This window comes from Thermosyntropha tengcongensis, from assembly GCF_055381335.1.
Genome location: NZ_AP042437.1, coordinates 1,886,289 through 1,911,609 on the forward strand (window position 1 = coordinate 1,886,289; position 25,321 = coordinate 1,911,609).

At 42.1% G+C, this 25,321-nt stretch carries 20 protein-coding genes; 9 read left to right on the plus strand and 11 right to left on the minus strand.

Going from position 1 to position 25,321, the window contains the following annotated elements; genetic code table 11:
- Nucleotides 1-109 precede the first annotated feature (109 nt).
- Complete coding sequence (gene uvsE, locus ACZ42E_RS09130) at nucleotides 110-1,366, plus strand: UV DNA damage repair endonuclease UvsE (RefSeq protein ID WP_464892022.1); 1,257 nt, start codon at nucleotides 110-112, stop codon at nucleotides 1,364-1,366.
- A gap of 1 nt (nucleotide 1,367) precedes the next feature.
- Here uvsE and ACZ42E_RS09135 read toward each other — a convergent pair whose 3' ends face one another.
- The 6 genes from ACZ42E_RS09135 to ACZ42E_RS09160 all read right to left on the minus strand — a co-directional run bounded on the left by ACZ42E_RS09135 (nucleotide 1,368) and on the right by ACZ42E_RS09160 (nucleotide 10,303).
- Complete coding sequence (locus ACZ42E_RS09135; protein WP_464892023.1) at nucleotides 1,368-1,910, minus strand: DUF2703 domain-containing protein; 543 nt, start codon at nucleotides 1,908-1,910, stop codon at nucleotides 1,368-1,370.
- A 38-nt stretch (nucleotides 1,911-1,948) separates the two neighbouring features.
- Nucleotides 1,949-3,109: an iron-containing alcohol dehydrogenase gene (locus tag ACZ42E_RS09140; protein ID WP_464892024.1), complete on the minus strand. Its 1,161-nt coding sequence runs from the start codon at nucleotides 3,107-3,109 to the stop codon at nucleotides 1,949-1,951.
- Nucleotides 3,103-4,656, minus strand: a complete 1,554-nt coding sequence (locus ACZ42E_RS09145; protein WP_464892025.1) for a histidine kinase N-terminal 7TM domain-containing diguanylate cyclase — start codon at nucleotides 4,654-4,656, stop codon at nucleotides 3,103-3,105. The genes ACZ42E_RS09140 and ACZ42E_RS09145 overlap by 7 nt, the downstream gene beginning before the upstream one ends.
- Nucleotides 4,657-4,820: 164 nt before the next feature.
- Entirely contained in the window at nucleotides 4,821-6,893 is a 2,073-nt protein-coding gene (locus tag ACZ42E_RS09150) for a methyl-accepting chemotaxis protein (RefSeq protein ID WP_464892026.1), read from the minus strand.
- A gap of 17 nt (nucleotides 6,894-6,910) precedes the next feature.
- A complete protein-coding gene (locus ACZ42E_RS09155) occupies nucleotides 6,911-9,235 on the minus strand; it encodes a sensor domain-containing diguanylate cyclase/phosphohydrolase (RefSeq protein WP_464892027.1) in 2,325 nt (774 codons plus the stop codon).
- Between the two features lie 129 nt (nucleotides 9,236-9,364).
- Nucleotides 9,365-10,303: an alpha/beta fold hydrolase gene (locus tag ACZ42E_RS09160; RefSeq protein ID WP_464892028.1), complete on the minus strand. Its 939-nt coding sequence runs from the start codon at nucleotides 10,301-10,303 to the stop codon at nucleotides 9,365-9,367.
- 266 nt (nucleotides 10,304-10,569) lie between these two features.
- Between ACZ42E_RS09160 and ACZ42E_RS09165 the strand changes: the two genes are divergently transcribed.
- Together ACZ42E_RS09165 and nhaA are read left to right on the plus strand one after the other, a co-directional pair.
- Complete coding sequence (locus tag ACZ42E_RS09165; RefSeq protein WP_464892029.1) at nucleotides 10,570-11,340, plus strand: 4Fe-4S binding protein; 771 nt, start codon at nucleotides 10,570-10,572, stop codon at nucleotides 11,338-11,340.
- A gap of 83 nt (nucleotides 11,341-11,423) precedes the next feature.
- Nucleotides 11,424-12,785 carry a Na+/H+ antiporter NhaA gene (nhaA, locus tag ACZ42E_RS09170; protein ID WP_464892030.1) on the plus strand — a complete coding sequence of 454 codons (1,362 nt, stop codon included), beginning with the start codon at nucleotides 11,424-11,426 and terminating at the stop codon, nucleotides 12,783-12,785.
- 196 nt (nucleotides 12,786-12,981) lie between these two features.
- Here nhaA and ACZ42E_RS09175 read toward each other — a convergent pair whose 3' ends face one another.
- The 4 genes from ACZ42E_RS09175 to ACZ42E_RS09190 all read right to left on the minus strand — a co-directional run bounded on the left by ACZ42E_RS09175 (nucleotide 12,982) and on the right by ACZ42E_RS09190 (nucleotide 18,075).
- Nucleotides 12,982-14,103: an alpha/beta fold hydrolase gene (locus tag ACZ42E_RS09175; protein ID WP_464892031.1), complete on the minus strand. Its 1,122-nt coding sequence runs from the start codon at nucleotides 14,101-14,103 to the stop codon at nucleotides 12,982-12,984.
- Nucleotides 14,104-14,119: 16 nt separating this feature from the next.
- Nucleotides 14,120-15,838: an AMP-binding protein gene (locus tag ACZ42E_RS09180; RefSeq protein WP_464892032.1), complete on the minus strand. Its 1,719-nt coding sequence runs from the start codon at nucleotides 15,836-15,838 to the stop codon at nucleotides 14,120-14,122.
- Nucleotides 15,839-15,858: 20 nt separating this feature from the next.
- On the minus strand, nucleotides 15,859-16,203 hold the full coding sequence (locus ACZ42E_RS09185; protein WP_464892033.1) for a hypothetical protein: 345 nt from the start codon (nucleotides 16,201-16,203) through the stop codon (nucleotides 15,859-15,861).
- Nucleotides 16,204-16,341: 138 nt separating this feature from the next.
- The gene (locus tag ACZ42E_RS09190; RefSeq protein WP_464892034.1) at nucleotides 16,342-18,075 is read right to left on the minus strand and encodes a methyl-accepting chemotaxis protein; all 1,734 of its coding nucleotides are present in this window, start codon (nucleotides 18,073-18,075) and stop codon (nucleotides 16,342-16,344) included.
- Between the two features lie 671 nt (nucleotides 18,076-18,746).
- Between ACZ42E_RS09190 and ACZ42E_RS09195 the strand changes: the two genes are divergently transcribed.
- The 6 genes from ACZ42E_RS09195 to ACZ42E_RS09220 all read left to right on the plus strand — a co-directional run bounded on the left by ACZ42E_RS09195 (nucleotide 18,747) and on the right by ACZ42E_RS09220 (nucleotide 24,497).
- A complete protein-coding gene (locus tag ACZ42E_RS09195; protein WP_464892035.1) occupies nucleotides 18,747-19,595 on the plus strand; it encodes an alkaline phosphatase family protein in 849 nt (282 codons plus the stop codon).
- A gap of 105 nt (nucleotides 19,596-19,700) precedes the next feature.
- A complete protein-coding gene (locus tag ACZ42E_RS09200; RefSeq protein WP_464892036.1) occupies nucleotides 19,701-20,801 on the plus strand; it encodes an ABC transporter substrate-binding protein in 1,101 nt (366 codons plus the stop codon).
- Nucleotides 20,802-21,098: 297 nt separating this feature from the next.
- Nucleotides 21,099-21,695 carry an ABC transporter permease gene (locus tag ACZ42E_RS09205; protein ID WP_464892037.1) on the plus strand — a complete coding sequence of 199 codons (597 nt, stop codon included), beginning with the start codon at nucleotides 21,099-21,101 and terminating at the stop codon, nucleotides 21,693-21,695.
- Nucleotides 21,689-22,558, plus strand: coding sequence for an ABC transporter permease (locus ACZ42E_RS09210; RefSeq protein WP_464892038.1), 870 nt, complete (start codon nucleotides 21,689-21,691; stop codon nucleotides 22,556-22,558). The genes ACZ42E_RS09205 and ACZ42E_RS09210 overlap by 7 nt, the downstream gene beginning before the upstream one ends.
- Complete coding sequence (locus tag ACZ42E_RS09215; RefSeq protein ID WP_464892039.1) at nucleotides 22,545-23,579, plus strand: ABC transporter ATP-binding protein; 1,035 nt, start codon at nucleotides 22,545-22,547, stop codon at nucleotides 23,577-23,579. Before ACZ42E_RS09210 ends, ACZ42E_RS09215 begins: the two co-directional genes overlap by 14 nt.
- A gap of 87 nt (nucleotides 23,580-23,666) precedes the next feature.
- The gene (locus ACZ42E_RS09220; RefSeq protein ID WP_464892040.1) at nucleotides 23,667-24,497 is read left to right on the plus strand and encodes a 4Fe-4S binding protein; all 831 of its coding nucleotides are present in this window, start codon (nucleotides 23,667-23,669) and stop codon (nucleotides 24,495-24,497) included.
- 4 nt (nucleotides 24,498-24,501) lie between these two features.
- Here ACZ42E_RS09220 and ACZ42E_RS09225 read toward each other — a convergent pair whose 3' ends face one another.
- Nucleotides 24,502-25,239 (minus strand): SagB/ThcOx family dehydrogenase, encoded by a 738-nt coding sequence (locus ACZ42E_RS09225; protein ID WP_464892041.1) that lies wholly within the window; start codon nucleotides 25,237-25,239, stop codon nucleotides 24,502-24,504.
- Nucleotides 25,240-25,321: the final 82 nt, after the last annotated feature.

Sequence of the window (25,321 nt, forward strand, 5' to 3'; positions counted from 1 at the left end):
TTTTTTCTACAAAAAAGCCGGCATTTTGCGTTTTAATTTATAAACTTGCTCTCCATTTTCTTTAAATATAAAATTAATTTATACATGCTTAAGAAAGGACCACCTTGCAATGAGAATAGGATATGCCTGTCTTATGCTGGGAGTGCCGGAGTGCAATCTAAGAGGCATAACTCTTAAAAATGCCGATAGGGAAAAACTGCACGAAGTTATAAAACACAACCTTTCAGTACTGGACAAAATGATAGATTACAATATAGAAAATAACATAAAACTTTTTCGCATAAGTTCTGATATAATCCCTTTTGCTTCCCATGAGGCAAATGACATTAAATGGTGGATGGTATACAGAGAAATCCTTGCAGCCATTGGGGAAAAAATAAAAAAATCCGGCATCAGGGTATCCATGCATCCGGGACAGTATACAGTACTTAACTCACCGGATGAAAAAGTAGTAAAAAACGCTTATCTTGACCTTTTATACCATACCCGGTTTTTAGATGCGCTTAAGCTCGACAGCTCCCACAAAATCATCCTGCATATAGGGGGTTTATACGGCAATAAAAGAGAAGCCGCCGCCAGATTCATCGCCAATTACCAGCATCTTCCCCCGGAAACCAAAGCGCGGCTGGTAATAGAAAACGATGAAAAATGTTTCAATATAGAAGATGTCCTGTATATAGCGGAAAAACTCAATATTCCCGTAGTATTCGATAACCTGCATCATATTACAAATCCATCCGGCAACAGGTCCCTCCTGGACTGGATTAAAACATGCTGTTCAACCTGGTCCAGCAAAGACGGCAATCAAAAAATACATTATTCAGAGCAGGCTGCAAGCGGCAAAAAAGGTGCGCATTCAGAAACTATAAACAGCCAAATTTTCCATCAATTTTACCAGGAACTTAGAGCACATTCTCTATATCCAGATATCATGCTGGAAGTAAAAGACAAAAATTTATCCGCCCTTAAGTGTATACACATAACCTCTCATAATCTTCCTGTCAAAATCCTGGAAAAAGAATGGTCCAGGTACAAATACCTGGTTTTAAGCCGTTCCCAAAAAACTTATCTTGAAATACGGGAAATGCTCAAAGATAAATCCAAAGCAGATCCTCTTGCTTTTTATGAAAAAATTGAACAGTGCCTTAACCTGCCGCCCAGCAAAAAAGAAGAAATCAATGCCGTTAACCACATATGGGGATATTTTAAAAACAAGGCTGATACTAAAGAAAAAACCCGCTTTCATAAACTGATGCGGGAGTGGTCAGAAGACAAAACCAGCCTTAAAAATATCAAAAACTTTCTTTTTAAACTGGCTCTGAAATATGATGAAGAATATATTAAATACAGCTATTTCTTTATTTAATTTAAAAAATATCTATCCTCCTCTTTTTCTTCATCCCTTCATAAAACCGCTTCAGGTTTTCAGGCATTACATATTCTCCCTCTTCTGCTTTCTCACCATTTTGTTCACCATATACAGCTCCCAAAATGGCTTCCACAATCATTTCCCTGGGAGCTTCGTTATATTCCTGCCCTTTATAAACCCATACCCGGCAGTCCACATCTTCTCCGCACAGGTCGCCGCAGGAAGCGCATGAGTTTTCCTTAATTTCCATCTGAATATCCCAACCATTAACCCTTATAGTAGGAGAGCTTGCAAATTTATACTTTACCGCCAGTTCTTCATTGATTACATTTACCTTATTAGCAACTACTTCTACCCCTTCTCTCTCCAGGATATCTTTGACTTCCTTTAAGGCAGCCTCCAGATTGGCATCTGTACCCTGACAGCGCGTACACACACTGAGATCGAGATACAGAAAATCAATCACCACTTTTTTTACATCTTTTTTGTCCTCCAAAAAACTGCAGCATTCCCTGTCCTGGCAGCACTCAAACCTGTTCATTAAAGTATTCCTCCTTAATTCACTGCAAAGCCAAAATATTAAAAAGCCATTTTTAATATATTAAGCACATCTTCCTTATCGAGCTCTTTAAACCTGCCCAGTTTGCCATTTTCTACACTTCTTGCCGCCATAAACTCCAGGTCATCCTCTTTTACCCCTACTTCACTGAGCCTTGAAGGAAGCCCCAGAGCCTTAAAAAATCCCCGGGTTTTTTCTATGGCCATACCTGCCATCTCTTTTTCATCCCTGTCGACCATCCCCCATACATTGGCAGCATAAAGCACAAACTTATCCAGGTTTTTTTCTTCCATAACATACTCCATCCAGAATGGGGTAAGTATGGCCAGCCCCACTCCATGAGCTATATCATAAAGAGCACTTATTTCATGTTCAATCATATGGGTAGCCCAGTCGGTAAGTTTACCGGTTGATAAAATACCGTTCAAGGCTATGCTACTTGCCCACATGAGATTAGCCCTGGCCTCATAATCATCAAGCTTGCTGCAGGCTATGGGAGCATAATGGATGCAGGTCTTCAAAACCCCTTCACAAAGCCGGTCCTGCAGGTAGGCATCATTATTGCTGCTAAAGTACTGTTCAAATACATGGCTCATAATATCAGCTACTCCTGCTGCTGTCTGCAGAGGGGATACGGTATAAGTATAAGAAGGATCCAGGATAGAAAATCTAGGAATAAGGAGATTACTTCCCAAACCTTTCTTTTCCCTGGTTTCATCATTGCTGATAACCGCATTGCCGTTCATCTCTGAGCCAGTAGCCGCCAGGGTAAGCACCGAAGCTACCGGCAGAGCCTTTTTAACTTTAGCCTGACGGGTAAAAAAATCCCAGGGGTCCCCATCATAATAAAAACCAGCGGCTATAACCTTGGCACAGTCAATAACACTTCCGCCTCCCACTGCCAGAACCAGCTCCAGATCATTTTCCCGGCACCTTTTTATCCCTTCCCTTACGCTATCGATACGGGGATTAGGTTTAACTCCCGGAAGTTCAGCATAAAAAATTCCATTTTCTTTTAAAATGCCCGTAACCTTATCATAGATGCCATTCCTTTTTATGCTCCCCTCGCCGTAAACCAGCAGTACCCTGCTGGCATACCTCTTTATCTCTTCTCCCAGCACCTCTATCTGTCCCCTGCCAAAAAAAATCTTTCCCGGATTATTAAAAACAAAATTCAGCATATTTGTTCCCCCTTGTTCCTGTTGCTATATTTATCCTCATACATGCGGCTGTCAGCCAGCCGAAAAAGCTCGTCCACCGTTGTAGAAACATCTTCCCGGTAAGCATAGCCTGCTGAAATTCCCGGTACACATGCCTCACCGATGGCCAAATTCATGCAGCTAAAGGCTTCTTTTATCCTGGCAGTTGTTTCTTTAAGCATTCCTTCATCTATATCCATAAGCACCGCTGCAAATTCATCTCCTCCAATGCGCATGACCTTGTCCTGGCTGCGCACACAGCTTTTCAAGACCTCCGCTGCCTTTTTTATAAATTCATCTCCCATAAGATGTCCAAAACGGTCATTTATCTCCTTTAAACCATCCAGATCACATACAATAAGCCCTATCTTTACCTTTTTATTTTCTTCTATGTCCCTCATCAGTTCCATAAAATAAGCCCGATTATAAAGTCCAGTCAAAGGGTCATGCATGCTCAGATATTTTAACTCTTTTTCTTTGTTCCTCCTCATTTTTACTTCCTGCCGCAAACGGCTTATAAGCCGGATATCCTGGCTTACCACCGTTATCACGATAATGTCGCCAAAATCATCCTTAATGGCAGTACAGAAAGTACGGGTAATTATCTTCCTTCTGCCTCCGGTTTTAAAAACCACCGGCATATATAAATAAGACTGCTTTTTAATTTTTTGCAAGTTCTTTCGCAGCCCCTCCCCGTTTTCAACCAGATCCCAGAAATAAAGTTCTTTAATCCTGCTTGCATCTATTCCCAGCAATTTTTCCGCCTTCTGGTTTATCTTAAGCAGCCGAAAATCATAGCCTAATATAAGAACCATGTCATTAACATGAGCAAGGACATTCTCCAGAATCTGGCTGTAATCAAAACGCATAAACCTGTAGCGGGCAACGGCATACAGAAAACCGGCTGCCCATATTACGCCAAAAAAATGGGCTACTCCCGGAGAACTTCCATTCAGCGCCGGGAGGATAAGATTGGTGATCATGCCGCTTATCAAAATAAAGAAACCAAATATTATAATAAGCAAAGACTGCATCTTCTCGCGCCGCAAAGGGCTTTTCTTTCCCCACCTGCATATGAAAAAAAACATGATACCTACATAGGTTATATAATAAGCCACATGCAGCCAGTGCCATTGATTGGCAAAAGAAATAATTTCTACATTACCCCATATCTCCTGTTTAAAGCCTTCCGCAGTCAAAACTCCTGTCAGAGCTTTGTAGAGTTCCAGAGCCGGCCACATAAAAACAAACAAAACAGCATAATTCTTCATGTACTTCAGCCTGCCGGCAACCTCCAGCCCAAAAAGCAAAAGAAACGCAGGCAGCAAAACCCACCCCGGAGAAGACAGTCGGAACCAGAACCAGGCTGATGCTTCATCAGGAGCGGAATAAAAAAAGCCATACCCGAAAGACCATACCGCAAGACACAGGCTTATACCCAGAAATAAGCGGTTCAACCTTCCCCGGCTGTAAAGATAAAACCCAAAAAACCCCAGCCATAAATAAAAAATAGCTGCAATAAGCGACAAAATCCCAAGTGTATTTATAATATATACCCCCCTGTTTATCATCCATTCCCCTGTATTTTATTTTATATAAAAAATGTCTTTTTAGCTAACAAAAAACCTGCTTCCCTTTATGCAAGGGAAACAGGCATTTGATATATCTTATCCAGCAGAGCCGCAAAAACAAATCAGACCTTAAATTTTTGCAAAACATCCTGCATCTTTTCTGCTTCCAGCCGCAGCTGTTCAGCGACCCCATTCATCTCTACTGCCCGTCTGGCAGTCATCTCGGTGCTTTTCACAATATCCTGGGAACTTGCGCTAACTTCTTCAGCACTGGCCGCCGTGTTTTCCATGGCATCAAACAGGCTGTCCAGCGTAGCGGTAATAGTTTCCACTTCTTCATTTATTTCCGAAATAAGCTCAGCTATCGCCTGGCTGTCCTCTTTGTAACGCCTGCCGATCTTAACCATAGATTCATAATCACGTATCACCTCATTGCCCAGGAAACCCAAAGCCCTGCTGCTATCCTCCCGCAGCCTGTTTATGGCCTCCTGTACCTGTCCGGTAAGGTTCTGGATATTTTCCACCTCAGAAGCAGAACTCTCTGCCAGTTTGCGCACTTCATCAGCTACCACAGCAAAGCCTTTGCCCTGTTCACCAGCCCTGGCTGCCTCAATCGCAGCATTTAAAGCCAAAAGGTTGGTCTGTTTGGCTATAGCGGCTATATTTTGGGCCAGGCTGCTTATTTCCTCCACTACCCCCGCTTCTTTAATAGCTTTCTCCAGAGCCTGTTTTATATCATTATATATGTCAACGGCCACCTTCTGCGAAGAGTAAGCATTTTCTTCTATTTTTACCGCCCGCTTTTCTATTTCCCGCACACTTTCATAGCCTTTTTCTACCTTCTGAGCAATAGCGCCCACAGCATTTTTAACTTCCTGCCCGGAAGCATTTATCTCCTCCGTAGCAGAGGCTATTTCTTCCATACCAGAGGTTATCTGCTCCACAGAAGCAGTATTTTCCTGCATAGAAGCAGCCACATCCTGGCTGGTGTCAGATACCTCCCTGCTTATAGCAAGCAGCTCAAGGGAAGCCTTCTTTATATCATCCATAACCAAACGCATGTCATCACGCAAAGAGACAAAACTCTGCATAAGCCGTCCAATTTCATCCTGCCGGCCCATATAAATATCTGGCAGCTCAAATGCAAAATCTCCGGAAGCCATCCTGGCAGCATATTTGCTCGCATCGCCCAATGGCCTGGAAATATGTCGCGCTACCATCAGCCACAGAATAATTCCCAGCAAAATTAAAGCCATAACCAGAGATAATCCCACTACTTTAAGCACCCTGTTCTTGGCCGCATATATCTCTGACTCCGGTATCGCCAAAACCATCTTTATACCTGTATTCCCCACGGGAGCAGAAGCAAGTATCATTTTTTCCCCGTTTAAAACCCCATCTATAACCAGCCCTTTCCCTCCCGCCAGCAGCCTTTGTCCGGCCAATCTTGAGCTTTCGTCTTTTTCGTCCGTAATTTTCAGTTTAAAATTACGCTTCTCATCTCTGTGGCCCAGATAATAACCTTCCCTGCTCAGCAAAAAAGCGTACCCATTTTTACCCACCTGTATTTTTTTCATATACTCAGTAAGCGAAGGCAAGCCCAGGTCACAGCTAGTAACCCCAATAATCTTGCCCTGCGCGTTAAAAATAGGGGTTATACTGCTTATCATTACCACTCCGCTTACTTCATCCAGGTAAGGGGAAGTCCACTTAGTCTCCCGTCCCCCGGTAAAACCTATTTTGTACCAATCATATTTAAAATAATCATACTGCTCATTGCTATAGATCCAGGTAAGCTCTATTTTATCCCCTTCCCGATAGAGGTAAGGGCCATAGTACCTCTGTTCATCATAAACATACGGCTCCATCCAGTAGCCTGTTCCCACTATGTTAGGGTTATCTTTTATATAGCCCCTCATAAGCGGCTCCCAGCGATTTATTCCATAATCACCTGAAGTTCCCAGATTGACAGCCATAATCGCGGAAACACTTTCTGCATCTGCAAACTGCTTAAGCAAGCGTTCAGCCTCATTTACTGCCTGTTCACGCAAGGCTTCCTCTGTTTTGGCCTCAACAACCTTATCAAAACTGACCACGCTGAAGATTACCTGCATTATAAAAATAAAGGCTACCAGCGGTAAAACCACAGCCAAAAACCTGCGCCGCAAATTCTTGGTCAACCATAAATTAACCATAAACTTCCCCATCCTTCTTATTTATCACTATTTACTATATCCAGAAATATCTCTACAACCTTTGGATCAAACTGGGTGCCAGCGTTTTTCCTTATCTCTTCCAAAGCCTCCTCATGGCTTAAAGCTTTGCGATACGGCCGGTCACTTGTCATGGCATCATAAGCGTCTACCACAGAAATAATCCTAGCCAGCAGGGGTATTTCTTCCCCTTTAAGCCCCCGCGGATAGCCGGTGCCATCCCAGCGTTCATGATGTGAAAGTATGTATTCAGCCACTGAAAGAAGCTCAGCGGTATTCTGCGCTATCCGGCACCCTATTTCCGGATGTTTGCGCATCTCCTGCCATTCTTCTTCCGTAAGCGAAGAAGGTTTTTTAAGGATCTCCTCTTTTACCCCCACCTTTCCGATGTCATGCAACAAAGCCAGAAGAGAAAGCTCATCTATGTCGCGGGATGAAAGCTTAAGCCGCTTTGCTATTTTTATACCCAATTCCCGCATACGTTCCGCATGCTCCCTGGTCTCTGCGCTTTTCTCCATCAGAGTAGACAGCAGAGTGTCTATAATAGCCCTGCGGCTACTCCTTTCCTTAAGCAGCTTATTTCGGTACATCCATTCTTCAGCTTCTCTTAAAACTGAACCTATCTTCTGATTTTTTTTAGTTTTCACCGCAAATCCTGTTGCCAAGCTTATTTTAACCGGCAAACCCTGAACCTTTTCACAGCTTTCTTTTAAACGTTCAATTATTTCTTCCGCTTTTTCAGAGGTAGTATGGGGAAGAACCAGCAAAAACTCATCTCCTCCCCAGCGCACTATAATATCATCGCGCCGGCAGCTCTTCTTTATGGCACAGGCAGCTTCTTTCAGCATAAGATCTCCCATAGCATGTCCCAAAGCATCATTTACCACTTTCAAGCCGTTCACATCAGCGGCAATAATGGCCAGAGGCAGATTTTCCGGCTTATCCAGCTCCTTGAGCCTTTCCTCTATAAACCTTCTGTTGTAGAGACCGGTTAAAGCGTCATGATAGCTTTTATACAGAATCTCTTCTTCATATCTGCGCAGTTTAAGATACTGGTTAACCACATCAGCCACCACGCTTAACAAAACAATCTCATCATCATCCCACACCTTTTCCTGGACACATTCATCAAAACCTATAAAGCTTATTTCTCCTTTTTCTGTGCCTACAGGAATAACCAGGATAGATTTTATGTCCTGTTCGCGCAAAAAAAGCCTGGTGAATTCATCCGGAAGCTCTTCTATATCGCGGAAATTTATAATTTCCCTGTTGCGTATCTTTTCCATCCACCAGCCAAAAAATTCCATATTAAGCTCCTGCAGCTTATCCTGCTGAGGCAGAATCCCGGGAGCTGTCCATTCATAAGTATTGCTGACAGTATTTTTCCCGGCATCCTGTTCAAAAAAATAAGCTCTGCTTACATCAGTCCCTTCCCCGATAATCCTCAAAACCTCCTTTAAAAAAACATCTTTTTCCCTCTCCTGCAAAGCCAGCTGCGAAATACTGCTCACCATTTTCTCATATTTAAGCTTTTTCTTAAGGCTTGCTTCCTGCTTTTTTTGCACGGTGATATCCCTTCGCGAACCTATTATATAGCGTATACGTCCCTTTTGCTTGACCGGGGTTAGCGATACCAGCCAGGTTTTTTCCCCTGCCGGGAGAGGCAAAGTTTCTTCATAAGAAAAAGAAGTTTCCGCACTGATACACTTCATATAACCGCTTTTTACCCTGGCTGCCAGCTCTTCCCCCAGAACTTCTTCCGGGGTTTTGCCTTTTATATCCTCCAGCCGGTAGCCTGTCAGCTTCTGGTGGGCAGGATTTGACGTTATGTAGTAAAAATTACCTCTTTTATATTCGGCAAGAAACATAGCATCCTGTGTGCTTTCAAAAATAAGTTTTAGCTGGTCAGTCAAGCTTTCTATCTCTTCTTTCTGTTTTTTTAGCTCTTTTATCCTCTCTGTCTCCTCAGTTATGTCAAAAAACAAAATCGTTAAAAGCCCCTTTTCCAGGGAAAAAGCCTTTATCCTGTAACACCTGTGTAAAGGCTCATAATAGCGAGAAAATTCCTCCTCACCCTCTTCTCTCACTATCTTAGAAAAAACGCCCAGCCAATCAAAAGCTTCCTTATCTATCCCTGGCATAACTTCTTTAGCCCTTTTTCCCAGCACCTCGCTCCGAACCAAGCCGGTCATCTTTTCAAAAGCTGCATTTACATCCAGATAAACAAAATCTACTATTTCCCCTTTTGCATTCTCCACCGTTTTTAGTAAAGCATATCCTACAGGGGCTTTTTCCAGGACTTCCCGTATAAAATTTTTTCCCATCTCTTACCAACCACCTTCAGAAGGCAATCCTTTTATTACCATTTCAGGATTTATTTTATCATATTATGGTGAAAAATAATAGAGCTTGTATTTTTTTGTGTTATAAAATTCTTTTTTAATCTCACATCTTTAATATTTTAATATCGCTTTTTCCAGCCATTCCTTTACATCAGAATATACCTTCTCTTTTTCCTTTTCATTAAATAGTTCATGCCTTTTCCCTGGATACAACCTCATATCCACATTCACACACCCAGTATCCTTATATATGTAATAAAGCCTTTCTACCAGCTTTCCATACCCCCCTACCGGATCCTCCCCACCTGCGATTATAAAGACAGGCAATTCAGCTGGTATTTTTTTCAGCCTTTCCCTCCTATACAAGTTCAAGAAAGCCCGGGACAGGTAATAAAAAAACCCGGCTGTAAAAACCGTCCCGCAAAAAGGATCCTGCTCATACTTTTCGACTTCTTTTTCATCTGTGCTGAGCCAGGAAAACTTGCTGGCAGGATTTTTTATCCTGCGGTTAAAAGTCCCAAAACTCAGATAGTCAAGCAGCCGGCTTTTATGCCTCTCACCTTTTAGAACCCTTACCATAGAAGCCACCGCATAGCCAGCCCTGGCCTTCCAGTTATCCATGGCCGCAGAGCCGCAGAGAACCACCCCATCTATTTCACTTCCGTAGCGTATAATATATTCCTGGGCAATAAAAGAACCAAAGCTGTGGGCAATTATAACCAGGGGCAGTCCAGGATATTTACCTCTTAAATATCTGGTTATAATATGCTCATCTTCCACAATACAGTTAAAACCATCTTTACCTATATAGCCTATATTATCAAGGGAACCAGCTGTAATCCCATGCCCCCTGTGGTCATCGGCAAACACCAGCCATCCATGGCTATTCAAATAGCGCGCAAAACTATCATACCTTTTACCATGTTCAGCCATACCGTGCAGTATCTGGACTATTCCCCGAGGCTCCTTTACTTCATCCCAGCTGTGCAAATATATCCTGAAACCTTCATGCCCTTCCACATAAAACCCTCTATTATACCCCTTTTCCATTTCCTTCCCTCCCGCTATTTTTTAAAATTTTATACTATTTATATAATAACTTATCTTAAAAGTTTATCTCCGAAAAAAATAAAAAGCTCCCCATGAACAGGTAGCACAGAAAATGCCTTAGAATTGTTCACCTAAAAATTTAAAGATTTTGAACTAAACTCATGGCATATTACCAAATATCTGCAAAAGTTATTTAACCTTTGAACAGAACAAATTACCGTTCAGCTATAATAAAAACATGAAAATTAAATGGAGGCCGAAACAGTATGCAGGATAGAATCAAAAACTGGATAACCGAATATGTTTTAGAATGTTCCAGGCAAACCTCTCCCTGCCCTTTATGGCAAAAACCGCTCATATCTTTTATAAAAGCTGATGATGAAAGATTAAAAACGCTCAAAAAAATAGTAGGCCCTGCTCATCTTATGCCTTATGACCTTCTTCCCGATGCCAAATCAATAATAGTATATTTTATTCCTTTTAGCCGCAGTATAACAAAAAGCAACCAGGATACCCCTTTAAGCTCAAAAGAATGGGCTTATGCCTACATAGAAACCAATAAGCTTATAGGGAAAATAAACGGCTATCTTAAACAAAAATTATCCGGATACGGATACCGCTGCAGCAACCTCCCTGCTACCCACAACTTTGATGAAAAAAAATTGATAAGCAGCTGGTCACACCGGCATATTGCACAGCTGGCAGGGTTAGGGAGTCTGGGGTTGCACCGCCTCCTTATAACTGAAGCAGGCTGCAGCGGAAGATTGGGGAGCATAGTTACTAATATTCCGCTTGATATAGAAATTCTTCCGCCTAAAAACTACTGCCTTTATTACCTTAACGGCAGCTGCCAGAAATGCATAGAAAGATGTCCGGTTAAAGCTCTAACCCCTGAAGGCTTTGACCGTTTCAAATGTTATGAATATCTGCTTAAAAATGCCGAAATCCATGCTAGTCTTGGCCTGGCTGATGTATGCGGCAAATGCGTAAGCGGTGTTCCCTGTTCTCATATAAATCCAGCAGCCAGAATAATATAAACCTTTATTAAAATATTTAATAAAATCGCTGAAATATGTTAAGATAACAAAATGATAAAATTTTAAAAAGAAAGGATGTCTGCATGAACAAAAAAACCCCTTTTGAACTTTATCTTATTCAGCCTATTCGCCAGTTTTTTGACTCTAATCTTTTAAGCAGCGGCCTGCTTCTAATTGCCACCATAACTGCTCTAGTATGGGCCAACTCGGCTTATGCCCCGAGTTACTTTGCCTTATGGAAAACCGAAGTAAGCTTGCAAATCGGCAAATTTGTATTATCTGACACTCTAGGGCACTGGATTAATGACGGCCTTATGGTCATTTTTTTCTTTGTAGTGGGCCTTGAAATCAAAAGAGAATTTATGGTAGGGGAACTTTCCAGCTTTAAAAAGGCCAGCCTGCCTATGCTGGCAGCACTGGGCGGAATGATAGTCCCTGCCATTATATACTCATTATTGAATGCCGGCACTGACAGCATAAGCGGCTGGGGAATACCTATGGCTACTGATATCGCTTTTGCCCTGGGAGTCCTTATGCTGCTGGGCAGCCACATTCCCCTGGCTCTCAAAGTTTTTCTGCTCGCACTGGCTATCGTTGACGACCTGGGGGCTATTCTGGTAATCGCTCTTTTCTATACCGAACAGATAAGTATCGCAAGCCTTGTTACTGCCTTGTTCTTCCTGGGGATATCGGTATTCCTTAATTTCATGGGAGTCAGAAAAACCTGGCCTTATGCCCTTATCGGGCTTTTTCTGTGGCTTGCCTTTTTGCAGTCAGGGGTACACGCCACCATCGCCGGGGTTTTGATGGCCTTTACTATTCCTTCCCGGGCTAAAATAGGTGCGGAAGAATTTAAAGAGGAAACTTTTAATCTCCTGGAAAGATTTCCGGAAAAAGAATTCGACATCATGTGTACAGATGAAAATCAGTACCAGACTATAGAAGAGCTTAAATATCTCCTGAATAAAATTAATACCCCTCTGCAGAAGCTGGAACATGCCCTGCAGCCGGCAGCATCATTTTTCATAATTCCGGTGTTCGCGCTGGCCAATGCCGGGGTAAACTTTACCAGTTCAGAACTAAACATAGACTTTTTTAATCCCATAACTCTGGGGGTAATATTAGGCCTTGTTTTGGGGAAACAGATAGGCATTACCCTGTTCTCCTATCTGGGAGTAAAGGCAGGCATAGCTTTTCTTCCCTCCAACATAACTTTTAAACACATCTACGGGGTTAGCTGCCTGGCTGGCATAGGTTTTACCATGTCCCTTTTCATAACTAACCTGGCTTTTACAAACCCGGTATATATCGAAGAAGCTAAAATCGGGATTTTATGCGCTTCTCTCATATCAGCCGTCATAGGCATAATTACACTGCTCCTCATAACCGGCAAAGAAAGGTTTGATGAAAAAACCCATCTTTTAGAGAACAATGGACAGTATTAATTAATTTTTAGAAATTTTTCTGCAAGCACAAATCATAATCTGAAACCGGTTTCTTTACTTTATTTTTAGCTTACAAACAAAAAACTTAGTTAAGCTTAATAATTTTTCCCTGGCTGGCATATCTAATAAAAACTTAAAGGCTGTTTTCCAGCACTCATGAGAAAACAGCCTTTTACTAATGTCATATTTGTTAAATTTATATTACCAGCTTCATAACCTCCGCTACCCGCGTCCAGTCCTCCCGCAAGGATTCTGTTCCCATCAAGGTTCCAATATGCCCGCCTTCGGTAAGTATTTCGATTACATTCTCCTGAGGGGTGCTTACATAGTTGCGCAGAGCAAAGGCATGGGGAGGAGGGGTTATATGATCTTTTTTCCCTGCCATTATGATAACCGGACAGGTTATATTGCCAAGATCTATCGGCCTTCCCTCCAAAATCCAGCTCCCCGGTTTGGTAAGCCGGTTTTCCTTAAAAATATTTTTTATGGCATCCAGATAAAACCTTCCCGGCAAAAAGTGCGTATTTTCGTACCAGTTTTCAAAACGGATAAAACGTTTAAGCCAATCTTCATCCCCTTTTTCAATCATATCCCACAGCCGCTTATATTTGCGCACATAGTGCTCATCCGCCTGCAGGCTTTTAAAGCCCATCAGTATATATTTTCCATCCATAAGCCCATTGCCGCGCGCAACCAGATACTCAAAAAATTCCATCGGCAGTTTTGCATACTCAACTATAGCAGCGGGAGCTGCTTCCACATCGATGGGGGAGGCAGCAATAACCAGCGAAGCTATCTTTTCCGGATAAAGTGCAGTATAGATAGCTGCCTGCCATCCTCCCTGACACTGCCCTATGATATGGATTTTATAAATCCCTGTCCTCCTTCTTATCTCTTCCACTGCCTCATCAGTAAGCCTTATATAATCTGCCACCCCTAAGTCTTTATGTTCCGGCAAAGCAGAAAGCCACTCCGTAACATAAACATCATATCCGTAGCGGTGGAAAACCCGCACCAGGCTTTGGGCAGGCGAATAATCCGCTAAATGGGAACTGTGCCCGGCCTGAGGGGGCAGGATGAGAACAGGCCTTCTGGCTGTCGCTTCTTCGGGATTTGAAAAATGCCTTAGCCGCAAAGTCTGGTGTTCATAAATAATATTATTGGGAGTACACCATTCATTCACCGGATGCAGGGCTACTGCCAGCACATCCAGATATTTCTGCAGCTTCTGGTATTTATCCCACCAGTAGGAAAAAGGGAAAAACGACATCTCTATGCTCTTCTTAATAATCTGTTCATCCCATACGCCTGCAAACATTCTTATTCCCCCTCAATTAAAGCCAGAATTTGTGGTTTAAAATATCCTGGTAGAGTTCTGCAGTAAGCGGAATATACCCTTTCCGTTCCCCACTGTATACGAATAACTCCTCCTTTACCATTTCGGGGTCAAACCCTTCTTCTATATATTTAATCTTATTATCTTTAAGCCTCTTTTTTGTATAAGTGAGCCTTATAAAAGCCGGCATTTCCGCACGGGAAAGCCTGCGCTGCAGGTAATCCGTAAACTTGTTCCAGTCCAGTTTCTCGCCTTCCAGCAGCTTTACAACCGCCATGCCTGCCCTTCCTTCATATCCTTTAACCGAAACCCCAAAAACATAAGCATCTTCCACGGGGCCAAAAAACTTGCGGATAACATCCCTTACCATCGCTGCGGAAACTGTCTTGCCGCGCCAGCGGTAAATATCATCCAGCCTTCTTACAAACTCCACATAATCATTGGAATGCAGCTTAACCAGGTCACGGGTATTAAAATAGCAGTCTCCTTCTTCAAAAACCCCTTTTAAAAGCCTGAACTCGCTTTCTGCAAAATTATTTATATAGCCTTCAAATCCTTCATATTCATCAACCTTAAGCAGCAAAACCCCGCTTTCACCTGCGCAGCATTTAAAAGCATAGCCATCTTCTCCGTAGATAATTTCATCTTTTTCCTCATCATACCTTGCCACTTCCCCTTCTCTTTCCCCTCCCCAGTTAAGGCTCCCGCACATGCCAGGGATTTCATCTATATTAATAAGGATGCCAACATTTTCAGTAGTGCCGTATATTTCCACAATGTGTGAAACATTGTACCTTTCTTTCACCGGTACAAAAAGATCTCCCGGCATGCCGTTGCTCAAAATCTTTCTTACCCGGTGGTTTTTTTCAAACTGATTGGGTTCCACCTGCCAGAGATAGCGAAACATCTGCCCAGTACCTAAAAAGTAAGTAGCTCCAGAATTGCTTACATTTTCCCAGAAGCGGCTGGCTGAAAACTCTTCCACCAGCACCAGGGTACTTCCGCTGGCCAGCATAGCTGCAAAAGCGCCGCTAAAACCGCTGTTCAGCCAGAAAGGAATACACGTATATCCTCTGTCCTCTTCTGTAAGCTCAGCATATATGCGTACCGCCTCTGCTGTTAAAAGCCAGCGGTAATGGGTTAAGGGGACTACCCTCCTTCCTCCGGTTGCGCCTGCACTGTAGAGATACACAAAAGGCTCAAAATTCCTGGATACAGTGCAGGAGGGTTTTTGCACATCTGCTGGCAGACCCTCAAGCAGGCAAGGATAATAAACTATCTCTCCCGGATAGCGCAGCCTTACAAAATCTTTGGCCCCTTCCCACTTGGGAAGCAAATTTTCATCTACTACCACCATTTTGGCTTCTGCCATGCTTATATCTTCTGCCAGTTTTTCTCCTTTAAGCTCCGTATTTATAAGTGCCGCAATAGCCCCTATACGGCTAAGCCCTATTACCATAGCCAGATAATAAGGGGAGTTTTTAAGGAATAACGCTACTACATCGCCTTTTCTTATGCCTTTAGAAACAAAAAACCAGGCAAACCGGTTAGCTAATTCATCAAATTCACGGTAGCTCACCTGTTTGTCCTGGTATATAAATGCAGTAAACTCTGGTTTTTTTTCTGCTATCTCAGCCAATCTATCTCCTATCGTGTATTCTACATGACTGCGCAAAAAATCCTTAACTTTGCGGTATTCTTTCTCTTTGCTATCCATTTTCAGCCTCCACTTGTTTTTTAATTTTCATTCTTTTTCCCTGCTCCCTGCCAGTTCCACAGCGCAAGCCAGGGATTATAGGAAGTATCAGTCATATTTTCCACAGCTGTAATAAAAACCTCTTTCATAATCATCTGCATCTGTTCCTGCCCTTTGCTCGCCTGCATAATAGCAGCATCAAACCATTTTTTCTGTTCATCAAACAATTCCTTGCTTCCCTGCATATAAGCATTTAATAATTCCCTGCCTTTTTCCTGCCACAAGCTTGCACTTTCTGCCCAGGATTTCCACATATTCCAATACCCTTCCGCCATTTTCATCTGCGATGCCCACATACTTTCAATCTTATCCCTATCCATCATCATAAAAATCTCCTCCTTTTAACTGTAATTTTATTCTTTATTTTGGTATTATTTTACTTAATTAAATAATAATCGAACTAATCAAAAATTTTAACTAATAAATTTTTTTTATCTCCCGCCAAAATTTTAATTCTGGGTTCATTAATTGCTCAGCCTGAACTTCTCAACTTCTTCTCTCAAGCTGGCAGCAAGTTCTGCGTTGCTGCGCGCTGCCTCACTAACTTCAGCAATTACCTTAACTGTCCCTTTTATATTTTCATTTATCTCTATAGAAGAAGCGGTAGACTCTTGCACAGCTGCTGCTACTCCCTGAATAAGCGCGTTCATCTCTTCCACCGAAGCAGCTATGTCTAAAGCTGACGCGGTAAAATTGATAATAAATTCTTTAACCGCTTTAGCATCTTTAGCATACTGTTCACCTGTTTTATCCAGCATATCATAATCTGGAGTAACCCTGTTATCTATAAACTTCAAAATCTCTTCCGCATTGATAGTAAGCTTTTCTACCGCCTTCTTTACTTTTTCAATAACATTTTGTATATTTCCCGCAGTAACAGCCGAATGTTCTGCCAATTTCCTTACTTCTTCAGCCACCACAGCAAAGCCGCGTCCTGCCTCACCAGCCCTGGCTGCCTCAATAGCCGCATTAAGCGCCAAAAGATTAGTTTGTCCAGCAATTTCTGAAATAACATCTGCCATTTTTGATATTTCCCCTACTATTTTTGCTTCATTTATCGCCTCGATTATATTCCTTTGCTTTTCCTCATATATAACCCTGGCTTCTTCTCTGGAATTTTTAGCAGTATTTTGCATCATGTAAGCCCTTTTTTCGATTTCTTCAACCTTTTTCTGCCCTTCACGTGCGTTATCTTCCAGCCCCCTTATAGTGTTGGCTATCCGGCTGCTGCTTTCTGAAACTTCCTGGATGGAAGAACTGGTTTCCTCCATACCTGCAGCTATCTGCCCTACAGCCAGGTTTACGTTCTGACACTGGCTGTTTATCTCATCAACAGTTTTCAAAAGGCTTTCTGAAGCTTTGCTAAGCTCTTTTATGGCTTCAGACATTTTAAAAGTCATATACGAGATATTTTTTTTCATTTCCGCAAAAGTGCGGCTGAAAATACCCGTTTCATCACCTCTATTAAGAATGCTTTCCTCAATATCATGGGTAAAATCACCTTTGCTCATATAGTGCGCATGTTCAGCAGCCTTTTCCAAAGGGCCAGCGATTGACGAGGCAATGCGCAAAGCCAAGACAAAAGAGAGCAAGAGGGTAAATCCGAGAAAAAATATAATATTCCTGCGCGTATCAGCAGCCAGTTTCATACTGTAGCTAAAATTTTCTTCCGCAAAAATAAGCTTTAATTCTTTTAACCGGCTATAATCTTTCTCCATCTCTTTGCGGATTATTTCACCGCGTCCATACAAAAGAGCTATCGCCTCTTTTTCTTCACCTTTTTCTGCCAGCTGCAAAACTTCCTCTATAAGCCTGTCATATTCTTTTTTGTTTTCATCAAGCCTGGCCACCAACCTGCGGCCTTCCTCAGAAATAAGCGTTTGACTAAAAGAATTTAAATTTTTTTCAAAATCAGCATTCCTTTCCTGTATCCTGTTCCGATAATCATACGCTTTATCCGCGTCATTATTGAAAAATATAAAATCTTTTACATTATTGCGCATTCGCTGATATGATTCGACAATGATTAAAAGTTCTGCCAGCGGCCTGGTTATGCGTTCATGTGTTTTTCTATTTATCTCTGTAATAGTATCTAGATTATGAATACTTATAATGCCCATAGCCAAATTAAACAGCATAACAATAAGAAAACCACCTGTAATTCGCTTCCTTATACTTAAATTGTTAAACCATCTCATATATAAACTCCTCCTCTTAAAACCAGGTCCTTCCGCCATCGCCTCCCTTTTTTACATAAAAAATTTTTATATTATTCCTTGCTTTTCGCCTCCTTTCAGCAGGTTATTTTTACCAAATGCTTTTTAAAATATTTTATCACGATTCGCAATATTTCTGCATCATCTTTTATTCTTTTATCATAACAATTTGACAAAATTTTTCCTGCATTCCTTTCTTTTAAGCATTTTTTACCAAATTGCTGATTTTCTGAAATTCCTATAATTTTTATCAAAATGGTATAATTATATATTGGTGAGTTGCTCTTTTATATAAAACATTAAATTTTACAAATATAAGCTAAAATAATATTGTTCTCAGTTTTTCAAAAATTAAACTATAATTTTGAAGTAATTGCTTACTATCAATAATATAAATCCAAAATCACAATCCGTTTTCTTCCCACAAGACATCTGTTCTCTATATCCAACCAGACCTATCTCCACCTCCTCTATAAAAAATAAACTTAATGCCGGAAACAATCCTTCCCAAACTCGAATTGCACTCTTATTTTGGGTTAAATTTTTTACTATTTTATTACCTGTTTCTACAAGTATCTTAAAAATAATTTTATAATGGGCCTTTAGAATTACAGGTAGATACCAAAGCTGGCAAATAAAAAAGGAGGAATTTTATGTCCAAACTTATTTTTGTACTTTTAGACGGCCTGCGCTATGATGCCGCGTTATCTTCCATGGGATTTTTAAACCATTTGATAGAAGCAGACAAGGCTGCCCTTTACCTTGCCAAAGCTGAACTACCCACTTTATCAAGGCCTGGCTATGCTACCCTTTTAAGCGGTACCGTTCCCGAAGTCCATGAAATAACCACCAATAATTTCCTTTCGCCTTCCCCGGTGCCCAGCCTTTTCCATATGGCAAGGGAAAAAAACCTGCGCACTGCTGCGGCTGCCTATTTCTGGATAAGCGAACTCTACAACCAGTATCCTTTTAACCCTCTGACCGACCGGGAACAGGAAGAGGAAAACAAGCCTATCCAGTTCGGCCGCTTCTATTTTGAAGACAGTTACCCCAGCACCCATTTGTTTGCTGATGCTGAAACCTTGAGGCGCAAATATGATCCCGACTTTCTCTTTATCCACCCCATGAGCATAGACTTCAAAGGGCACCTCTATGGAGGGGATTCCAAAGAATACCGGCAGGAAGTCCTTTTCATAGACAGCCTGCTTGCCAGCCTGGTCCCCCTCTGGCACAAGGAAGGCTATCACATAATAATAACATCTGATCACGGCATGGACGAAAACGGCATACACGGGGGCAACAACCTGAAAGAGAGGCAAATTCCGCTTTTTACTATTACTCCCTTTATAAAAGCAGGCTATTACAGGAATGAAATACCCCAGACCGCTATTGCCCCTCTGGCTGCCAGGATTATGCAGATAGGAAATATGCTTCCCCTGCCTTTCTCCAGCTGGCCTGGATGGCAGGAAGAAAAAATTATATCGATAAAAAGGGCCCGCTGATTTTACAATCTTTTTACCTGACAAGCGACAATCCTTTACCCCGTTTTAAAATAGACAGATTATGATGTGGTTTAGCAAAGCAATTATTTTAAGGAGGTTTAAATAATGAAAAGTCTAAAAAAATTAAAATCAAGCCTGATAATCCTTTTGATCCTGGCTTTATCGATTACTGGATGTAGTGGCAAAAAAGGAAATCCGTCCGCAGAAAATGTAAAAGAACCAGCCTCTCTGGAAGAAATAATCAAACTGGCTAAAAAGGAAGGCATGATCGCCAGTGTGGGCATGCCTGACAGCTGGGCCAACTGGGGAGAAACCTGGCGGGAAATAGAAGAATTATACGGCATTAAGCATAAAGACACTGATATGTCAAGCGCTGAAGAAATAGCCAAGTTTGAAGCAGAAAAAAACAATCCCACCGCTGATATCGGCGATGTGGGAATAGCTTTTGCCCCGATAGCAGTAGCCAAAGGAGTTACCCAGCCTTACAAGACTTCTTACTGGGATGAAATTCCGGACTGGGCCAAAGATGAAGAAGGTCACTGGATAGTAGGCTATCAGGGCACCATGGCTTTCCTCATCAATAAAAAGCTGGTTCCCAATCCTCCCAAAAGCTTTGCTGAACTTTTAAAAAGCGACTATAAGGTAGCAGCAGGCGATGTCATGAAAGCTTCTCAGGCCCAGCATGCTGTGCTGGCAGCTGCTATTGCTGGCGGCGGAGATGAAAAAAACATTCTGCCGGGTATAGAATATTTTGCCCAGCTGGCCAAAGAAGGGCAGCTCCTTAAAGCCGACTTGAATCTTACCAACATCGAAAAAGGCGAAATCCCCATTGCCCTTTTATGGGACTTCAACGCCCTTGGTTACCGGGATCAGATTAATCCAGAACAATTTGAGGTAGTTATACCCCAGGACGGAAGTATCATAAGCGGCTATGCAACCATCATAAATAAATATGCCCCACATCCCAATGCTGCCAAACTGGCCCGTGAGTTCATCTTAAGTGATGAAGGGCAGATAAACCTGGCTAAAGGCTATGCCCGCCCTATTCGGGAAAATGTAGAACTTCCGCCTGAAGTTAAAGCCAGGCTTTTGCCTCCTGAACAATATAAAAACGCGCGCCCGATAAGGGATTTCAAAGCTTGGGAAGAAAGTTCCAAAAACATGCCTTCCCTCTGGCAGGAAAAGGTGCTGGTAAACCTTAAGTAAGTTATATAAGTAAGGATAATAGATAAGGAAAGGAAGCAAGGCAATATGCATAAAAAAACCGCTATCATATATACGCTCTTTCCTTTTATAACCCTGGTTATACTTTTTCAAGCCGCCCCCCTGTTATATATAATTATAAACAGTCTCACGTCTGCCTCCTCTGGTGGGTTTACCCTGGCCCACTATGAGGAGTTATGGCAGAATCCTTTTTATGTGCAAGCATTTAAAAACAGCTTTATAATAAGCATCACCTCCGCCTTAATAGCGCTCCTGGCAGGTGTACTGATTGTCAAGGCTATGCTCAATATCAGCAAAGAAAACCAAGAAAAGCTGATGGTAATCACCAACATGGTATCCAACTTCGCTGGTGTGCCTCTGGCCTTTGCTTTTATAGTCCTTCTTGGCACCAACGGCATTTTCACTCTGCTTTTTAGCAGGCTGGGATTCGACCTTACCGGTTACTTTGACCTGTATTCCTGGAGCGGCCTCATTCTCATCTATGTCTATTTTCAGCTGCCGCTGGCTGTTCTTCTACTGCTGCCTGCCTTTTCCAATGTAAAAAAAGAATGGCAGGAAGCTGCATTCACTCTGGGAGCCAGCTCTCTTGCCTTTACATTAAAAGTTGAACTGCCATTTTTGCTGCCCAGCCTACTTGGCACTCTTTCCCTGCTGCTGGCCAATGCTATGGGAGCCTATGCCACTGCTTATGCCCTGGCAGGCAGCAATTTTAATCTGGTTACTATACGCATAGCCCAGCTTATAGCTGGAGATTTATTCTTAAACCCCCATCTGGCAGGAGCCATGACAGTACTGCTGGGACTGATACTGGCTGTCAGCATACTTATATACCAGATAGGCCTTGCTTATTTAAGGAGGAGTACTACATCATGGTAAAAAAGAAAAACAGCTTTATTATAACCATTTTCATAATATATCTCTTGCTGCCTATAGCAGCTACTTTCCTTTATTCACTGGCTTCCCAGTGGCAAAACAGCATACTGCCATCTTCCCTTACCCTTGCCTGGTATAAAGAACTACTTTCTGATACCCGTTTTCTGGCTGCCCTTTTCCGTTCGCTCATTATTTCAGCAGGTGCAGTAATATTAAGCCTTATCGTCCTCATCCCGGCTGTTTTCACAATCAACCTTTATTTTCCCGGCAAAGAAAAATATACCTCAGTTATAGCCATGTTCCCTTTTATATTTCCGGGAATAATGCTGGCAGTAGGCTTGATAAGGTTATATAACAACCTTTTTGCCCTCCCCCCTTTTTTACTCCTTTTAGGCTCTTACTTTATAATCATAATGCCTTTTATATATCAGGGGCTGCAGAATGCTTTTAAATCCAGCAATATAACAGAACTGTTCTATGCCTCCCTCACCTTGGGAGCTTCTCCTTTCAAAAGTTTTATCTATGTAATAATACCCAATATAATAACCAGCATCGCAATTGTCGCCCTGCTCTCCTTCTCTTTTCTCATGGGGGAATTTGTGCTGGCCAACCTGCTGGTAGGAGGAACTTATGAAACGGTACAGGTTTATCTTTTTAAATCCCTTAAACAAAACGGGCATGTTTCAAGTGCTATCGTCAGCTTTTATTTCCTGCTCATAAGTATTATTTCCATCATAGCGCTCAAGCTCAAAGACTTCCACCTGCCATCCAGGCTGGAATTACTGGAATTAAAGGGTGAAAAAACCCCTGTTGCCAATCCAGTATCGAAAATAAGACAGCGAGGTGAGTTAGTTGAGCTTCCTTAAAATAGAAAATATCAATCACCAGTATGAACAAAAGCCAGTTCTGCATGATATATCTTTTACTCTCCAAAAAAGCGAAATATTAAGCATTTTGGGGCCCAGCGGATGCGGCAAAAGCACGCTGCTCAAAATAATGGCAGGACTTATAAATCCAACATCAGGCAAAATATACCTGGAAAATAAAGATATAACCAGCTTGCCTCCCCAAAAAAGAGAAATCGGCATAGTTTTTCAATCCTATGCCCTTTTCCCTAATCTAAATGTATATGAAAATATAGCTTTCGGCCTTAAAATGAGAAAGCTGGACAAAAAAACCATACGGGAAAGAGTCCTTAATATGTTAAGCCTTATAAACCTGCGGGAAAAAGCTTACCGCTTTCCCCACCAGCTCTCCGGAGGCGAACAGCAGAGAGTTGCCCTGGCCAGAGCCCTGGCTACCTATCCCCGGCTTCTTCTCCTTGATGAGCCTTTAAGCGCCCTGGATGCCAGAATACGCAAGAATCTGCGTCTTGAACTGCGCAAAATCATAAAAGCTGCTGGCACCACCAGCATATTTGTAACCCATGACCAGGAAGAGGCCATGCTCATATCAGACCGTATTCTGGTCATGAATGAAGGAAAAATAGAACAGGAAGGGACTCCGAAAGAAATATATACCCATCCTGAGACGCCTTTTGTCGCAGGCTTTATAGGCAACTACAACCTGCTTTCCCACAAAGAACTGGCAGAGATAAGCCATAAGGATTTTGAAAATGCCTTTTACGCTGTCCGCCCCGAAGCTATCGAAATTAACATCCTGGCTGACGAAAACAGGCAGCTGCCTTTTTCCAGCCCTTCCAGCATAACCTGCCAGGGGGTAATAACCGAGACAAATATGGCTGGCAATGTAATAATCTATAATATCAGAGTCGGCTCCACCACTCTGCGGATAGATAAGCTTAACTATTGCAGCTCCCCATATCTCAAACCCGGAACCCCGGTAATAGTGCAAATACCCTATCAGGCTCTCCACAAGGTAGGCTAAAAAATTTTTAAGGCACCTTCGCATACCGTCCTTTAAGGCGGTATAATTTTTTTATCCTCAAATACTAAGAAAGGGAAACAGGTATTTATGGATAAACTTTTAATGTTTGCCATTGTCGCCCTTTTCAGCGTAACTGGCCTTATTTTCTTTATAAAGCTGCACAGCCTTTTTTATCTGCTTAATTTCTCTTTTATAGGCATTATGATAACACTCAGCATACTTCTTTATATGAAAAAACATCCTTATTCCCGGCAAATAATACAGCTGATTGTTGGAAGCTATCTTTTAGTTATACTCGGATTGTTAAAAAATAATAACCTGCAAATAGAAGGATTCTTATACTACCTTACAGCAGGTATTTTTACAGAAGCAGTTGTTATCCACTATTTTGCAGCCAAAATAGGAGGGCCCCTCTTTTTCGGCCGGGGATTCTGCGGCTATGCCTGCTGGACAGCCATGCTTTTAGACCTGCTCCCCTATAAAATGCCGGAAAAAGCAGTTTCTAACCAGCTGAGATATCTGCGCTATTTTATATTTTCCGCTATATTTATAGGAGTAATAATCCTTCGCTATTTTAAAACTTCTATAACAGAAAATGCCCTGCTCGTTCTTTTTATCATAAGCAACCTCCTGTATTACACAGCAGGCATTATTCTTGCCTTTATATACAAAGACAACCGCGCTTTTTGCAAATACCTGTGCCCGATAACCGTTTTTTTAAAACCAGCCAGCTATTTTTCCCTGCTCCGCATAAAAGTCGACCCGGAAAAATGCACCCAATGTAAAAAATGTATCAATTCCTGCCCCATGCAGGTAGACATGCTAAATCCAAAGCGCACCAGAAAAAACGGCACTGAATGTATCCTCTGCCTGAATTGTATCCAGACCTGTCCCAACCGGGCTGCCAAAATAATATAATAATTTACCTCATTATTTTACCTACCGGCATAATATAAAATATATCTTCATCTTCGATATTCAAAAGTTTTTTTACTTCTCCATCATCAAATCCGCCCACCGAAACCGTACCCAATCCCAGGGAAACGGCCTGCAGATAGACATTCTGCGCCACATGTCCAGCTTCAGCCTGTACGCAGAATTTGGCCATTTCTTTTCCTCTCTTTTTATCCCCTATCCTCTTTTCCATCTCTTCATAACTGCCCGCAATAATAAGCAAACAGGGGGCCCTTTTGATAGACGGCTGCTTGACTGCCAGAAACAGGTGGTTTTTATAGCTGTGGGGCTCCAGAGCTACCAGGGCATGATTTTCAGGACTGTATCCATAAAGGCCTGCCGGCAGCCCCTCTACCCTGTCTGCTGCCACATATATCTTTAGAGGATAAAGGGCAAAGGAAGAAGGAGCTGTTCTTAGCCCCCTTTCGCTGTCGGTTATCCCCTGAGCGGCCCAGAGAAGCTGCCCCAGTTCTTTTAAGGTTATCGGTTCATCACTATAATCACGCACCGAACGACGTCTTTTAAGAGCTTCTTCAACCGAAACCTCACTCTTATATGAAGGCTCAGGCAAGCTTATCATTTCTCCTTTTCCTGCAAAATCTTCTGACTCAGGAGGCGGCGAAATGTACAAGAGCTTAAAGCCAGCATATATGCCAGCAGCCACAACTATAAAAAAAAGAACAAAAAGTTTGATTTTTCTGGGCATAAAAGCATCATCTCCTGTTTTAAAAGCGATTATTTATAAAATTATATCATTTATAGCTTTATCTTCAGCTTCTAGCACCTGT